General features: G+C 35.2%; 15 protein-coding genes. 6 read left to right on the top strand and 9 right to left on the bottom strand.

Annotation, left to right across the window (positions count from 1 at the left end):
* Positions 1–174: 174 nt before the first annotated feature.
* From N3F66_12185 to N3F66_12160, 6 genes are all read left to right on the top strand, one after another.
* Entirely contained in the window at positions 175–1,380 is a 1,206-nt protein-coding gene (locus N3F66_12185) for an argininosuccinate synthase (protein ID MCX8124903.1), read from the top strand.
* A 1-nt stretch (position 1,381) separates the two neighbouring features.
* Positions 1,382–2,314 carry a hypothetical protein gene (locus N3F66_12180; protein ID MCX8124902.1) on the top strand — a complete coding sequence of 311 codons (933 nt, stop codon included), beginning with the start codon at positions 1,382–1,384 and terminating at the stop codon, positions 2,312–2,314.
* 90 nt (positions 2,315–2,404) lie between these two features.
* Complete coding sequence (locus tag N3F66_12175; GenBank protein MCX8124901.1) at positions 2,405–3,313, top strand: MoxR family ATPase; 909 nt, start codon at positions 2,405–2,407, stop codon at positions 3,311–3,313.
* A 2-nt stretch (positions 3,314–3,315) separates the two neighbouring features.
* A complete protein-coding gene (locus N3F66_12170) occupies positions 3,316–4,680 on the top strand; it encodes a VWA domain-containing protein (protein MCX8124900.1) in 1,365 nt (454 codons plus the stop codon).
* A gap of 91 nt (positions 4,681–4,771) precedes the next feature.
* Positions 4,772–5,842 (top strand): response regulator, encoded by a 1,071-nt coding sequence (locus tag N3F66_12165; protein MCX8124899.1) that lies wholly within the window; start codon positions 4,772–4,774, stop codon positions 5,840–5,842.
* A gap of 92 nt (positions 5,843–5,934) precedes the next feature.
* A complete protein-coding gene (locus tag N3F66_12160) occupies positions 5,935–6,258 on the top strand; it encodes an STAS domain-containing protein (GenBank protein ID MCX8124898.1) in 324 nt (107 codons plus the stop codon).
* 6 nt (positions 6,259–6,264) lie between these two features.
* Here the strand turns inward: N3F66_12160 and N3F66_12155 are convergent, their stop codons facing one another.
* From N3F66_12155 to N3F66_12115, 9 genes are all read right to left on the bottom strand, one after another.
* The gene (locus N3F66_12155; GenBank protein ID MCX8124897.1) at positions 6,265–7,866 is read right to left on the bottom strand and encodes a SpoIIE family protein phosphatase; all 1,602 of its coding nucleotides are present in this window, start codon (positions 7,864–7,866) and stop codon (positions 6,265–6,267) included.
* Between the two features lie 3 nt (positions 7,867–7,869).
* Positions 7,870–9,837 carry a tetratricopeptide repeat protein gene (locus N3F66_12150; protein MCX8124896.1) on the bottom strand — a complete coding sequence of 656 codons (1,968 nt, stop codon included), beginning with the start codon at positions 9,835–9,837 and terminating at the stop codon, positions 7,870–7,872.
* A 6-nt stretch (positions 9,838–9,843) separates the two neighbouring features.
* The gene (locus N3F66_12145; protein ID MCX8124895.1) at positions 9,844–10,293 is read right to left on the bottom strand and encodes a hypothetical protein; all 450 of its coding nucleotides are present in this window, start codon (positions 10,291–10,293) and stop codon (positions 9,844–9,846) included.
* An 84-nt stretch (positions 10,294–10,377) separates the two neighbouring features.
* Positions 10,378–10,953 carry an AmmeMemoRadiSam system protein A gene (gene amrA / locus N3F66_12140; protein ID MCX8124894.1) on the bottom strand — a complete coding sequence of 192 codons (576 nt, stop codon included), beginning with the start codon at positions 10,951–10,953 and terminating at the stop codon, positions 10,378–10,380.
* Positions 10,954–10,962: 9 nt separating this feature from the next.
* Entirely contained in the window at positions 10,963–11,781 is an 819-nt protein-coding gene (gene amrB / locus N3F66_12135) for an AmmeMemoRadiSam system protein B (protein MCX8124893.1), read from the bottom strand.
* A 161-nt stretch (positions 11,782–11,942) separates the two neighbouring features.
* Complete coding sequence (locus tag N3F66_12130; GenBank protein ID MCX8124892.1) at positions 11,943–13,880, bottom strand: TonB-dependent receptor; 1,938 nt, start codon at positions 13,878–13,880, stop codon at positions 11,943–11,945.
* A gap of 212 nt (positions 13,881–14,092) precedes the next feature.
* On the bottom strand, positions 14,093–14,485 hold the full coding sequence (locus N3F66_12125) for a thioredoxin domain-containing protein (GenBank protein ID MCX8124891.1): 393 nt from the start codon (positions 14,483–14,485) through the stop codon (positions 14,093–14,095).
* The gene (locus N3F66_12120; protein ID MCX8124890.1) at positions 14,475–15,575 is read right to left on the bottom strand and encodes a hypothetical protein; all 1,101 of its coding nucleotides are present in this window, start codon (positions 15,573–15,575) and stop codon (positions 14,475–14,477) included. Before N3F66_12120 ends, N3F66_12125 begins: the two co-directional genes overlap by 11 nt.
* A gap of 100 nt (positions 15,576–15,675) precedes the next feature.
* The gene (locus N3F66_12115; protein ID MCX8124889.1) at positions 15,676–16,404 is read right to left on the bottom strand and encodes a hypothetical protein; all 729 of its coding nucleotides are present in this window, start codon (positions 16,402–16,404) and stop codon (positions 15,676–15,678) included.
* Between the last annotated feature and the right edge of the window lie 244 nt (positions 16,405–16,648).

The raw sequence follows: 16,648 nt of genomic DNA, 5'->3' as shown, positions 1-16,648 counted from the left end.
CACAATCAATTGTTCTTGACCAAGCAGAAAACAGATTACATGTGCAAAAAGCTATTTTATGTACGTTAATGCGATAAACAAAAAAATAATAATATAAATCGCTTGACTATACATCACAATGCTGCACATTGCTTCATGAGATAATTCCTAATTAATAATTAGAGGAAATATAGTATGAGTATAAAGAAAGTTGTACTTGCCTATTCTGGTGGCCTTGATACTTCAGTTATTGTTAAATGGCTACTTGAAACTTATAAATGCGAAGTTATCTGTTTTGCTGCAGATGTTGGCCAGGAAGAAGAGCTTGATGGCCTTGAACAAAAAGCTATTAATACCGGTGCATCAAAGTGTTATATTGAAGATCTTAAAGAAGAATTTGTACGTGATTTTATATTCCCTTGCATCAAAGCAAATGCTATCTATGAGAACAGATATTTGCTTGGAACCTCAATTGCACGTCCGGTTATTGCAAAACGACAGGTGGAGATAGCTCTGAAAGAAGGTGCTGATGCTGTATGCCATGGTGCAACAGGTAAGGGCAATGACCAGGTTCGTTTTGAACTTACATTCAAAGCACTTGCACCACAATTAAAGATTATAGCACCCTGGCGTGAATGGAATTTAACATCTCGCTCATCTCTATTTGACTATGCAGAAAAACACAACATACCTGTTCCGGTTACTAAAGATAAGCCCTACAGTATGGACCGCAACATTCTTCATATATCATATGAGGGGGGAATTCTTGAGGATCCCTGGCGTGAACCAGACGAGAATATGTTTATATTAACAAAATCCCCGGAAAAAGCACCTGATAAACCTACCTATATAGAAATTGATTTTGAACAGGGAATTCCTGTTGGTATTGATGGTAAACGCATGGATCCTGTTACTTTAATGAAAACACTCAACACCATAGCAGGAGAAAACGGCGTTGGGAGGATAGATATTGTTGAAAACAGGCTTGTTGGAATTAAATCACGAGGTGTTTATGAAACCCCAGCAGGCACTGTGCTACATGTAGCACATCGTGATCTTGAAGCTATAACACTGGATAGGGATACCCAACATTTAAAAGACCGCCTAGCAATAGAATATGCAGAGCTGGTATATTATGGACAGTGGTTCACAAAACGACGTGAAGCACTTGATGCATTTATAAACGAAACTCAAAAAAATGTTACCGGTACTGTACGTGTAAAACTTTTTAAAGGGACATGTATGGCAGTTGGCAGAAAATCGCCAGTTACATTATATGAACCTGATATCGCAACATTTGATGAAAGTGCATTGTACGATCACAAGGACGCAACCGGTTTTATTAATCTTTTTGGGCTTCAAACTAAAATTGAAGCATTATTACGACAAAAACGAAAATAATATGAACAGTACTATATTTCAAAAACTAGAACAATCCTATGCTGACCGTGTTAAAAACCATGCATTGTTTAAAGATGCATGGTCTGTATTTATCAATGAATTTCCCCCTACACATTGCTTATTGGATTTCAAAGAATTGCCTTCAACCAGTATAGCTCTTAATTCAGGAGATTTGGGATTTGCACTGTTGTGGATTGTTCAGTCTGTGCTTATCAGATGCATACTTTTTAATGTTAACCAATTACAGCCATGGGATATTCCAGTTCAAACAACTACTATAGGTGCAATGGCACATACCGAACCTGACAACAACAGAATGATTGTCAGGTATTCTGATGCTCATACTCTTATCCTATCTGGCCACAAACGCTATATCTCTGGGGGGTCTGATGCTGATATTATATTGTTAACTGCACGGCGCCCTGGGGATGAAAAATACTCAAAATTGATTTATATTCCAGTTACAAGTTTACCACAAAACGTTTTACAGGATATCAACCTTTCAATACTTCCAACCATTAAGCATTCTTCGTTAACTCTCTCCAGCTTTACATGCCCTACCTCCCAATGTTGTCCAGTGAAAGACAAAGAATTACGCAAGATATTAAAAAAATGGAGTCTTATTGAACGTGCACTTATTGGTGAAGCGTATATCGCGTTTTTATGCTATCTAGCAAAACATATTCCACTACCCAATCAGCAACAACTTTTGGAAGAATCACTTAATTTGCTATCATTGCAAAAGGATTTTTCCAGACAGCAAATTGAAAACGCTTTTGCAGATAAGTTTATTGACACATTGGGTGATGTGGCACGGGTATTGAACATCACACAAACACTGGCAAATTTTTGCATGGAAAAACCAGATATGCTACAAGAATCCATTACATTGCGAGCAAATGATCTGAATCTTTTTAATAAAATACGGTTGTGAATATTTATTTTTATATAATTTTCTTGATAATTACGCTATATTCATATTAATGGTTATAAATATTTCAACAATTGTTAAGAAGGCAATCTGATGTTCACCTCTATTGACGATACAATTTATCAACTAGAAAAACAAAAATACATTTGTTCCAAAGAGATAGCAACTACAGTATATCTGGCCTTAAAAATGCAAAAACCTGTGTTAGTTGAAGGGCCAGCTGGTGTTGGCAAGACAGATTTAGGCAAATGTATTGCTCAGGCATTGGGGTATGATCTCATTCGGCTACAATGCTATGAGGGCCTGGATGAAGCAAAAGCTTTGTATGAATGGGAATATGCCAAACAGCTTTTATACACACAAATTCTTAAAGATAAACTATCAAAGATTCTTGAAGACCAGGCCACATTAAAAGATGCTGTAAATAAGTTGACAAGCGAAGAAGACGTATTTTTCTCACAAAAATTTCTGGTTCCTCGTCCCATTTTAAAAGCAATTACCAATCCAACACCTTCTGTGCTTTTGATTGATGAAATTGATAAATCTGATTCTGAATTTGAAGCATTTTTGCTTGAAGTGCTCTCTGATTTTCAGGTTACTATTCCGGAAATAGGAACTATAACTGCTCAAAATAAACCTTTTGTACTTTTAACATCAAATAACGCACGTGAGATGTCTGATGCCCTTAAACGGCGTTGTCTCCATCTCTACATTGACTATCCTTCAAAGGAACTTGAAGAACAGATAGTCAAATTGAAAGTTCCTGAATGCGGTAACTATCTCATCAAAGAAATTATTAATACAATTCATGAAATCCGAAAGCTTCCTCTAAAAAAAGATCCAAGTATAAGCGAAACCTTAGATTGGGCAAAAGCGTTAGCATTGCTGGGATGTGAAGTCTTGAACAGGGATATAGCAATTGACACCCTGAATTTCATTTTAAAATATGAAAAGGACATTGAACTGGTAAAGAAGAATATTAATACCATAATTGTCCATTGATAATGATGTATGATAAACCTTTCATAAGTGAAGAAGATAAAGCAAAAAATGTCTTCTTTGAGTTTGCTGAAGTATTAAAAAAAGCAGGTGTTAATCTATCCATTGTGGAAATAATGGATATGATGCACGCATTACCTCATATTTCTCTTACGCAAAAAGAAATATTCAAACAAACGCTTGCAACAACCCTTGTAAAAGATTATACTGATATACCAGTTTTTAACCAATGCTTTGAGGAATTCTTTGAACGAAAAAAAGGCCATGACTCTTTATTAGATATCTACGCATTGCATACTAATGCAGAAGATTTTATTTTTACACAAGAAGAAAAATCATTGTTAGAATCGCTTATCGATGAGTTCCTGGAATCTCATCCTCAATCGTTTTTCAAAAAATCCAATGAATATTTAACAAAAATTTTCATCGATGAAATTCAATCACAAGAATCAGGTGGTGCTATTGGCTTGTCGCTTTTTAACACAAGATCGCGCTATGCATCCGGAGGCGCCGACGATTCTGTTGAACAGGAACTATCGCCCCAGGTTTTTGAAGCGATATTGGGAATGTTGCGGCGTAGGATGTTTGAACGTAATATGGGTAGTGCTATAAAGCAGCGTGAAGACTACCTGCTCAATAAATACATTTATCAACTAAAACCCGACGAAATAAAAGAAATGCGTGAACTTATTAAACGCTTTGCCCAGAAGATGAAAAACAGAATTTCACTCAGAAAAAAAAGAGTCAAACGTGGAACTATCGACATAAAAAGGACTTTGCGCCGTAACTTGCAATATGGTGGTGTACCGTTTAAAATTTTTCACAAAGACAGAAAAGTTGACAGGCCTCAGCTTGTTGTTATGTGTGATATTTCAAGTTCGGTCAATCAGTATTCACGATTTATGCTGTTGTTAACGTATACATTGCAGTCACTTTTTGCAAAAGTACGTTCATTTGCATTTATTAGCAATCTTGTGGAAATTACAGATTTATTCAGAGAAATGGACCCAGAACGAGCATTGAATTCCATTTTTACTGATACTGATTTTACCTATGGGTGGGGAAGTAATTACGGCAACAGCTTTAACCAATTCATTCAAAATTATAGTGATGCCTTAACAAGCAAGACCACAGTATTAATTCTTGGTGATGCACGAAACAATAATCAGGATCCAGGATTGGATTCATTCATAAAAATTAAAGAACGCTCACGAAATATTTACTGGCTCAACCCCGACAGAAGACATTTATGGGACTGGAGTGATAGCATAGCAAGTGTTTATATGCCGTATTGCACAGAAATGCGTGAAGTGAAAAACTTTATTGATTTATCTCATTTTATTGATACACTGTTCATACAAAAAAAATAACATTCTTTCTATTTACTTGACACTACAAGACCATTCCCGTCTAATAGAAAAAATCAATAATTATATTAATATATACGGTGCATGAAATAATATGGCAAATACAATAAAAATTTTAATCATCGATGATGAAGAGATTATATTAAAAAGCTGCGAAAAGATTTTAAAAAAAAGGGAAGATCTGGAGATAGATACTGCAAAAGATGGCCTTGAAGGCCTTGAAAAAGCAAAAGCAAAAAAATACGACCTTGTAATTACTGACTTAAAGATGCCTCAATTGAGTGGCATGGATGTATTAAAAACATTACGAAAAGAGCAACCAGATGTTACAGTTATTATTTTTACCGGTTTTGCAACTGTTGAAACCGCACGAGAAGCATTAAAATTAGGTGCATTTGATTATATTCCAAAGCCATTTACACCAGATGAATTGCGAAGTGTTGTGGATAATGCAATCAAAGCCAGACAAGATAAAGCTGAAGCTGCAATGCTGGATTTAATGGCTATTGTATCACATGAATTGAAAAGTCCAGTATCAGTTGTTCATACTACAGCTGAAACACTCTATAAAGGTTATTTTGGTAATCTTTCGCCGGAACAGCAAAAAATTATTGAGACAATTTTACGCAATTGTCAGTATCTGGAAGATATTATTCGTAACTACATTGATTTATCTAAAATGGAACTGGATTCACTTGAGTCTTTTCAGGAAGAAATTGATCTGTATGAAGATGTAATAAAACCAATAGTTGAAATGCCAGAACATGTAAATAACATAAAGAACATGAAATTGGATATAACTATTGAAGTAAAACCTAAAATTAAAGCTGATGCAAATTTATTAAAAATTGTTGTTACAAATTTTATCAACAATGCCATCAAATATGGAAAAGCTGACACAACAATTAAAATAGAACTGAAACACGTTAATAACGAATATGTATTTTCTGTATTTAATGAAGGTGTTGGTATACCTCCCGATGGCATGGACAAGCTGTTTAAAAAGTTTTCACGTCTGAAACAAAAAGGCACAGAAGGCATTAAAGGGTCTGGGCTGGGACTTTATATATGCAAAACCATAATTGAAAAGCATAAAGGCAGAATCTGGGCTGAATCTGATTACGGAAATTGGGTAAAATTTTCGTTCAGTTTGCCTGCTATATAAAAATTATGCTTGAAATAATTTTGTTGTTTCATATATTATACAATAATAAAACAATATTATCATTATTGTAGAATATTCTGGGAGATAGCTCAATGGAAATAGAATTCAAGGATATTGGTGAACATAAAGTAATAGCTGTCAGTGGCGAAGTAGATCTTTATAATGTCAGTGAACTTAAAAAAGCTTTATTCAGTGTAACAGATGGTTCTTATTCAAGTGTAGTAGTTGATCTTAAAGATGTTAACTATATGGATTCTTCGGGTATTGGCGCTTTGGTTGCAGGCCAGAAAAAGATGAGAGCCCACAATGGTAAATTTGCGTTAATGAATATTCATGATGATGTATTAAATATATTAAAATTAGCCACCCTTGATAAGTTTTTCACCATTTATGAAAATGAGGAGGATTTACTCTAAAGGCATTTATGCTGTTCTTTTTAAAACCAGAAGTGTCATATCATCATGAGGTGGCACATCTCCTCTGAAATTATCCACATCCTGTACAATTAAATCAGCTATTTGTTTTGCATTAAGATCTTTATTAGCAATAATAAGATCTCTTAATCTTTTTTGTCCATACTCCTCTTTATTTGCATTACGCATTTCAGTTACACCGTCTGTATAGAGCACAATGATATCGCCAATATTCAAAGGTACCTTGGCCTGCTTATAATCAACGTCTTCCATTATTCCAATTGGCACGCCATCTAGTTTAGTTAAAGTACATGCATTTAAGGATGATCGGTAACAAAACAGAGGACCATGCCCTGCATTTGAAAATGATAATTCATTTGTTGTTCGGTCATATATCATAAAGAATAGTGTGGCAAATTTATCTACTGCAAAATCAGCACTGAGCGCATCATTAATTGCTTTTACTACATCAGCACAATACACATCTCCTTTCCTGATATATGAAACAAATACTGTACGAATCATAACCATAACAAGTGAAGCAGGTACGCCTTTCCCGGAAACATCGCTTATTAATGCTCCCACTCTATACTTATCAATATCAATGTAGTCAAAATAATCCCCACCAACTCCTTTAGCGGCTCGAGTAAAGCCCTTTATTTCTATACCGTTTTTGTTATAAAACCCCATAGGGTTTAAACCTTCTTGAATTTCACGGGCAAGATCTATCTGTTCCTGCATTATGCGGCTTTCAATTTCCATTTTCTGAGCTACTTTCAGTCTTTCTGTCATTTGATTAAATTCTGCGGCCAATTTCCCAATCTCATCGGTACTATTAATCTGTATTTTATAATCAAGATTTCCATTGCCTATGATAACCGCACCTTCTGTAAGCTTTTTAATTGGCTTAATAATTACACTGGCAAGAACGATGGAACCAAACACTGATAGTCCAATAAAAAATGCTCCTATTAATAGAATAGTTATTGTCATTTTTCTAATTTCAGATAATATAATTTCTTCACTGAATCCAAGCCTAACTGTTCCTATTCTTACTTTCTGAACAGTATGAAATAAAGGAAGCGATAAGTCATAGAAATTGATACCAGTTTTTACATCTTTGTATACTATCAGCATCGGTTTTTGAGTATTTGTGTTTTCAAGAGCCTTTCTGGTTAGATCATCATCAATAATTGTGCCATTCTTTTCTGGATCAAAGTTCTGGATTATGCGCTTGTTATTATCTATCACAAAGATATAATCTACAAATTCAAGATTTTTAAGGTCCTGAACAGCGCCAACCAGCGGCAACTCATCTTTTTGGCTAATTGATTCACGTGCTATTACAGCAAGGCGTTCAGTTTCGCGGTTAGCAAATTGTAATATCTGTTTACGCAGCAACTCAGATTCCTGATTTATAAAATAATACGTCATAACTGCAATAATGCTACTTGCTAATATTATTATTGCTAATGAAAATTTTAACCTGAGGCTAAATTTTACACCTTTACTCGATTTTTCTTTATTCTTTCTTTTGTTATCTTTAACTGCGGTATCTTTCTTATTTTTAGTAAATTTGTTATTATCTTTATCTTTTTTATCTTTAGCCATTTTTTACCTGCCCAATAATATTAAACACTTTTTAATGTTATTTTTTGCTTTCTCATGATTAGGATCAATCGCAAGAACTTTCCTCCATTCCACTATAGCAAGTTCAAATTGATTATTAGTATAATAATTTATCCCTTTAAAATAGTACTCACGAATTAATTCCTGTTGACGTGGAGTAAGCTTCTTAACTTCTCTTTCCTCAGTAACTTCAAATCGCAATTGAGATTCTAATTTATTGATAATTATTGCTACCTGAATATTATCGGGATATTTATTATTTATAACCCTAAATTCTGCTAATGCTTTTTCCAGGTTATTTTTCCCGCCTTGCTGATATAACTGCATTGCTACATTATATCTTCTTCTGAAGTCCTCATCAGTGCCCTCAAAACCTACTTTCTTTTTTTCAACCCTTGACAATGTCAAAAGATTCTGGATTTCTGGGTATTGAGGATCTATTGAGGCTATCAACTCAAATTTCCTGTATGCCTGGTCATATTTTCTTTCGCCCAATAATTTTTTACCTTCATTAACTATATTATTAGCAAACTTTTTAAATGATTCCGGCTTCTGTGCCAAATCACATCGCAACAGATATTCAGTTGCTATACGATTTTGAGGAAAAATATTCAAGATTTTTTCCCACTGTTTTCTCGATTCATCATATTTTCCCTGATTGTATAAACGTTTCCCTGATTCAATTAATGGCTGAACAATTGAATAATAGGGATTATTTTCATCAACTACTTCCTCTTCCTGTACGCGTAATGCATCAAGTGCAGTTGAAAGATAACGCTTGGCTAATTCATTTTTTGGGTCAAGTGTCAACGTTGCCTGAAAGGCAGCTACCGCATCCCTGTACTTTCCTTCAGTTAAAGCTAGAAGGCCTTCCTGGAAAGTTTTATCAATTTTTTGTAACCGTAGCAAGCGTTGTTGTTCTTCATATTCTTTTTTTAAGCGCGGAATTGCTTCTAGTTGTGCTTTTGCATCTTTGTAATTATCAATCAAGGCAAGAGCATTCTCAAAGTTATCTTTTGCCTGTTCAAATTCATATACCTTAAGATTATTTATACCTGCTACATAAAATTGCTCTGCCTGTATGCGTCGCTGTTCATACGTGCGCTTTTCTTCAAGGATATCATCAATTTTTACTATATAATCCTTTGCCACTCTGTTTTTGTCATCCAATTTTAAAACTTGCAAAAACTCATTTTTTGAATCAGTATATTTTTCCTGTTTAAATAATTCTTCCCCACTGGCAATGAGCATCATAATTTTTTCATATTTTAATCTGTTGCTAATTGCCAGTTCTGCCTGCCGTTTACCTTCTGTTGCCGCCGAGTCAAGAGGTACTAAACGTAATATTTCATCCCACACTTTTATTGCTTCTTCGTATTGTTTTTCAAGCATCAGCTTATTTGCATCTTCCAACAGTACAAAATATTTCTTTTTTATTTCTTCTGCCATTCGATTTTTAGCCAATTCAAGCTTAATCTCATTATCAAGCAGTTTAAGATCTTCACGCAAAACCTGCAGCTCAGGGTCTTTAGGATCCATCCTATAAGCAATAATAAAATTTTCTATAGCAATCTTAGAATTTTCCCTGGCATTTTCAACATTTTCAGGAAGCACTTTTCTGGATAAGCGGTAATATAACTTTGCTCTTTGTAGTGATATATCTTTTTTATGTTTTTCTTCGTATACCAATTCTATTTTGCGCTGGACTTCCTCATTGTTTGGATCAATTTCCAGTATCTTTAGCCATTCTATTATAGCCTTTGATAGTTCTTTTTTATCATAATAATCCTGAGCACGTTTATTAATTTCTGCAATTGTATTTTGATTTTGTGAGATAGCTATCGTATTCAAAAGTATAGAATAGACAACTACTATAATAAAAACAATAATTTTGGTGTGATGTGAATTTGCGAGGGCTACAATGCTGGTGTGAGTGTTGCCAATATTTTTCATTTTGTTCTATTGCTCATAAATTAATGTTCTGTTTGACAGCAACCACCCTTTTTCCTTTTTTGGTCCTGATACATAGCGAATTATTTTTATATCACCATTGACTATCTGCTCTTCCCTGTTAGTTTGCCTATTGTACAACGATGCTATAAAACGCACATTTTTAAACTCATACGGTTTTCCATCACTGTCGGTACCATTATGGAGTGTATCATCAACTTCCACAATTCTTATATTTGAAATATAGTACTGCTGATACATAACGTTGAATGTGTTACTATCTTTTGGATTAGCTTCCAATCTGCAATAGTCAGTATAGTTTAAGTATTTAATTGCATTTGCCCATTGATTAAGCAGATTTTCTATCTGAGAATAATCTTTTTTCTTAGAACATGTCGTAAACATCAAAACCTGAATTATCAATATAATTACTGCTCGTTTTACTACTTTACTATTCACTTATATTCTCCCTTATATAAAAATATATATTTTATAACAAGTTATAACAAGATGTGTATCTCCATTTCTCATCTACTGGTATAATTATCGAATGTTTAGCTCCTTTTCACCGAAAACAATTGCTGAAAATTTCTCTATTTTTGTATTATTCCATTTCCACGCATCAGGTGGCAACCCAGCCTTGTAACACGTATGTTCAAGAAACGTTTTCACATCCCACCCATATTCTGTTGCAACCTGTGGTAAAAGCAAGCCTGTCCTGAATCCATTGCTTATTATCAGTCCATCTCTCCCTATAACTATCTCCGAAATATCATTTACTGGTTCAACTGGTGTTAAAACTGAAATCTCAATATCAATTTCATCCAATTCACTTGCCCGTAGTGGCTCAAATCGTGGATCCTCAAATGCTGATGCTTTTGCCATATCTACTACTGCTTCAGGTATAGTTTTAATCCCTTTTACATATCCAATGCAGCCTCGCAATGCACCATGTTTATGCAATGTCACAAATGCACCACATTTTTGCTTGAACACTTCGTCTTTAAATTCATTATCATAATCAACTTTTGGCAACGTTTTCTTTTTCAAATATTCTTCAATAGTCCTTCGTGCCAGTGCAAGCAGTTTCTTTTTTTGCTCTTGGTTTAGCTCTACCATATCCCCTCCTTATTTCACAAATGCAGCTGCCAAATAACCAACTACCTCATTTTTAGGACCAGCTGTATCACCCGAATTTGCATAATGTAAAATTTCAACCTTTTTTGCCCCTAATTTTTTAGATGCAACCATCCCAGCAAGAACAGGACCTTCACCGCATGCCTGTGCTTTATCGCTTTGGAGCATTTCAAAGAGATAGCTCTCATCAAATTTTTTCAAAGCTTCAATAAAGTTATTATCAATTTTCTTTGCTATATCATAGCTGTAATAATGGGAAAGATCCGTTGAAACAATAATAACAAACTTTCGACTTTCATTGCCCAAAGCTTCTGCAAGTTTGTTGCCAATCTGCCTGCAAATCTCAAGATCAATAGTACCGATAACTATCGGTACAAGTACAAAATCTTGTAACACTACCTGCAAAAAAGGAAGCTGTACCTCCAGTGAATGCTCGTATTGATGGGCTTCCTTAATTTCTAAAAATATTTCATCATCTAAAAGCCTATCTGTAATAGCTGTGTCTACTTTTATATCACCCAATGGGGTAGTAAATATGCCATTTGATATAACGGACGCACCGTTAAATCGTGCACGATGTGAAGGGGCAAGCACAATAGCAACATCTACAGGATTTTCCTTTAGCTGTACATACGAGTATGCTGCAACAGGGCCAGAGTAGATATACCCTGCATGTGGTGATATAAAAGCTACAGGATTATCAAGCTTTTTGATTTCAGCCTTTGATAAATAATGAGCAATTTCATTTTTTAATTTTTCAGGACTTGCAGGATAAAATGAACCTGCAAATCCGGGTTTGCGCTGCCACATGATATACCCTCCAATTATCAATATAATAAAATATAATAAAACATTATCCCTATTGCAAGTGATTTTACATTCACACCAAACAAAAAAGGGGTGCATATAATGCACCCCCATAGTGTTACAGCTATTAATCTGACACATTATTGTATCATAGCATTGACACCTTAGAATGTTGCCTTCATCCCTGCCAGAAAATGGAATCCAGGCATTGGGTATTCACAATATTTATTACCCAGTGGTGGAACTAAAACCGCAAAAGTTGAATATTCTTTATCGGTAATATTATATAAAGAAACAAATGCGGTAAACTTCTTTAAAAATGAATATGATACCTGTGCATTTGCAACAAAATAGTTATCAAACTCTTTTTTACCAGCCGTATCAGCATACATGCCATTTACATACTCACCATCAAGTGTTGCACTAAAATCAGCTATTGTAAGGGTAATACTACCGTTTGCTTTATGCTTTGGCACATACGGCAGGTATTCATTATCCTGTTCATTGTCAATGAATGAATATCCAGCGCTAAACGATAACCACTTAAAAGCGGTGATTATTATTGATGCTTCGGCTCCGTTATATGTAAATCTATCTGCATTTTTCCACTGTGAAGTATATATAAACATATTATCTGACCATATACGGTATCCAGCTACATGAATCTGAATGCCCTCCAGTAACTTTTGCTCTATGCCACATTCAGCTGATGTATATGTCTCTGGTTCTAAATCTTCATTGGGATTTATAGCAGGGAACATTCCTTTTAGATAAACCTGCCGTATATCAGGGAACTTAAATCCTTTTGCTACATTTGTATAAATTTTGGTTTTTTCTAATGGGCGAACTGCAGCACCTGTCTGCCATGACGTGTAATCACCATATTTAGAATTATAGCTATATCGGGCACCGCCATTAATGTTCATTATATTGTTGAATAATGCCTGATCCATCAATGCATATATAGATGTATCATGTAGATATTTATTTTTAATGTAATAAGTACCGGTAGATTGGTCTTTTGCAGTACCACCATACCTGCGCCATTCTGCACCAGTGGTCAACGTGTTGCCGGGCCATAGTTTCATAATTTCTTTTAAACGCAGTGCGTACGAAGAATCATCCGATTTAAATTTATCAACACCTGTATTTGATTGCACTGATTCATGGTGACCAAAATTGCCTTCTGCCTGTAGTGTTCCACTATATTTGCCATACTCATGGGACAGCTTTGCAACAACTCCACCACGGGTAATATCAAATTCCTCCAGTAAATTGAGCTGATTTGTTAAAGCGCCACCAGATAAGGCATTGATGCCATCTGGTCCTGGATCATGTATATTCTGCTTCATGCCATAGCTATCCACTGAAGCATACCAGTTGGCAGACAGTGCATAGCCAACATGCACAGTACCATTTTGCTGCATAAACTCAGAAGTAAATGTTTTTCCATTTATTGTCTGTTTCCAGTCACCATCAGTTTTCTGCAACTGATAGCCCACACTGTAGTCTAATTTTCCCATCTTACCCATGTGGTACAGGTAATCCTGAGTGCTATTCCATGTGCCATACGACCCCAGTAACTCTGTTGTAAAACCATCTTCTTTCTGCTTTTTTGTAATGACATTGATGACGCCACCCATTGCGCTTGAGCCAAACAGTACTGGCTGTGGACCAATTAATACTTCAATGCGCTCAACATTTTTCATTGTCATAATATCTGCAACTGGATGACCCATAATACTCATTGTGGTATCCATACCATTGTAAAGAATAGGAATTCCCGTGGTTGGCCCCCATCCTGATTTACCAATACCACGAATTGAAAGAGTAGCAGAACCACTTCGTGCCACACCGTATCCCATCACTCTGTTTGACGGAACGTAAAATGATGGAACATTGGTTTTAATTACGCTGAGCAAATCTGTTTTGGGATTATTTTTTACAGAATCAGCTGTTATAGACTGATACGCACCGGGATATAAAAATGTATCAGAAACTATAACATCCTGTAACTTAACAACATCTTCTTTTTCCTGTTCTTGTGCAAAAACAGAAATAGTTAATAGAAAAGTAAGATACACAATGACAAAACGTTTCATAAGCACCTACCTCTATAAAAAATATAATTATGATGCTACTTTTAATATAATTGTGTTATTTGTCAATACAATAAAATATTTTTTTGTTTTATAAGTATCATCATTCATATATTTATTATCTTACAATATCAAGATAGGATAACTATATCTGTCAATATAATTGTGGAAAATGATAATGCAGGGAGCATTATAGCTTTTGGTGAGTCTTTTTATTAATTACGATGTTTTCGTGCTTTTGCAATTACAATAGCTTCTTTAAGTTGGCTTCTGTTTTGTTCTCCTTCAAGCCTGTAGAGTTCATTACCATTTCTGTCTATAAAAAGATATACAGGCACGCGCCATATTCTATATCGCGATACATACATTGCACCTTCGGGGTTGTGTATTTCAACCGTTTTCACCTGAATATCAGGATAATTATGCGATATAAAATATATACTGTCATCTGTTGCAGTGCACGATTCACAATTGTGCGCAGTGACCACAACAAGGATTACATCATCATTGTGCGATAGCTCAGTGCATCCATTCACAGTAACTATCGCACATACACTTAACAATAAAAGTATAGAAACGTATATAGCAAAATGTTTTTTATTGCACACCAATATCACCCATACTTTCTTTTTCCAGAAATTCAATACGTTTGCGCTTCATTTCGTCTTCAAATTCTTTATCCGACAGCCCTGAAATATTTGATGTTTTAGTTTTGTATTCACCATCATAGGGTTTTATCATTTCCCTGTCCATAAATTCAGGATCGGGTGTTGTAGCTTCAATAAACCGGTATCCGCGAATATCGCGCACTACAAACGGAGGTTTTGCCTTTTTATCAAGAAGCACCTTTCCAAAAAACAAAAGCGGCACCCACTGTTTGCCAGCATTCAGTTCGCGCTTTTCTATTGAATACGCTACCGGTTCAAGCTCTCTATCAAAAAGATTGGCATCAATGATATAATACCCTTTGCGATACACATCCATCTCAACATCAACATACAGCGAACCATTCTTAATGTAATCCCTGAAATTTCCTGTAAATTTTGCAGGTATTGTGTTTTCGGGAAAATATTCAAAAGGAATAGCAGCATCAACAACATCGCTTCCAACTTTAAACTCAACCTGGGCCCAATAAGTTCCCGACTTTTTTTCGTTAGAAAAAATTTGAGCACACACCAGTTCAGCTGTATAATCTCCCACATTATTTTTTGCAAGCGATAGCTCAGAAATATATCCAGCTTTTTTATAATTTATGCCTTTTTTGATAATAGACTTAATAATTGTGATTGGGATACGTTCTGAATCAGGTTTTGTTCCTTCAAGGACCATCAATACAAACGTTATGCTGTCGTCTCCTATAACACGATATTTATCAGCAGTAAACAAATAATAAATATCACTTCCCTTTTCAATAGGCAATGGCTGTTCATATCGGTGGTTGGGCATAAGTAAGTCAATATTTTCCTTGCTCAAAGGCCTGCTATTGGGTGGATAAATGGACAGTTGTTTATAATCCTGTAATGCCTGCTGAGGGGAAATAAGCCCCATCTGCTCAAGAACAGTTCCATATCCTTTTGAATTAGTTTGGCCAATAGATAGTGTTGATGGGCTCTGGTCATTGCTTCCAGTAATATAAATTATTATTGCGATAGTTACCAGCATTAGCACAATTGCGATATGAAACCCTTTAATTTTCATTGATGGTTTCTCCTTGTATGAAAATAGGATTAAAAAGTTTTATTAAAAAAAAGCGCGGCCTTTTTAAAACCGCGCTTGTGGCAGGTCATACACCAAAAACTTACCAGCCTAACTGGTAAATAAATTTCATTTTCATTTCATAGTGATCTAAATAATATCCTGTGCACGTGTAGGCAATCACATGATTTGTCCAGTGTGTACAGTTGCAAAGATTATTATAGCTTCCAGAGTTAACGCATGCACCCGCAGAATGATATGCTACTGCCCCATCATCTTCACCTGGTAACAATACGGAAGCTCCTATGATTCCTTTATAACCCCCAATATGATATATCGTTATCCCATTTGTGTCATTGTGGTTATACATGTTGCGAACTGTACTCACACCCAACTGAGAAGCTAAATTACATGTAAACAGGTCTGAGATCCCTTTAATTGCTATTTCGCTTCCACCACCTGCTCCAGCTGTTGTATATACATAGGCAATATTCCACTGTGGGTCATAATTTGCATTAATATACCCCATTATTACATCACCAGCACTGTAATTGACAACATAACACCAGTTGCTTCCTTTGCAATATACATCTAAATAATTTGTCTTAAACTGGCTTGCCGAGTATGCAATTGTGTTACGATTATCTACATAGCAGTTTATTGAAGTATAACCAGGTGCATTTGCAAGGCGTGATTCTCCCCCTTTGCTTTTGCCATCCAACCAGTGTGTTGAACACATGCCATTTAGATGCAAAATATACGTTGCACTAAAACCAGCGGTTGAAGCTAACAAAAAACCTGCCACTAACAGCAGAATAGCAAACCTCTTCATAAACCCCCCATATCTATAAATTGTTATATACCAAATAGACGGTATCTATTAATTAAATTAATATATTAACTGTTTTTGTCAAGAATATTTTTAAAATCGATATCGTTTTATTGGCAAATTCAATAATGAAGTGCAACATACGATGAAAAAAATGTTGCCTCATAAAAAGAATATCCAATACAGTGATTGTTGATCCACAACAACACTTATCGAGGATAAGCTCCTATGAGGCTCTATACACAGC

It is taken from the genome of Spirochaetota bacterium (genome assembly GCA_026414805.1).
In the GTDB taxonomy this organism is placed as follows: Bacteria; Spirochaetota; UBA4802; order UBA4802; family UB4802; genus UBA4802.
Note: the sequence above shows the minus strand (reverse complement) of the source record. Positions and strands in the feature narration are given on the sequence as shown.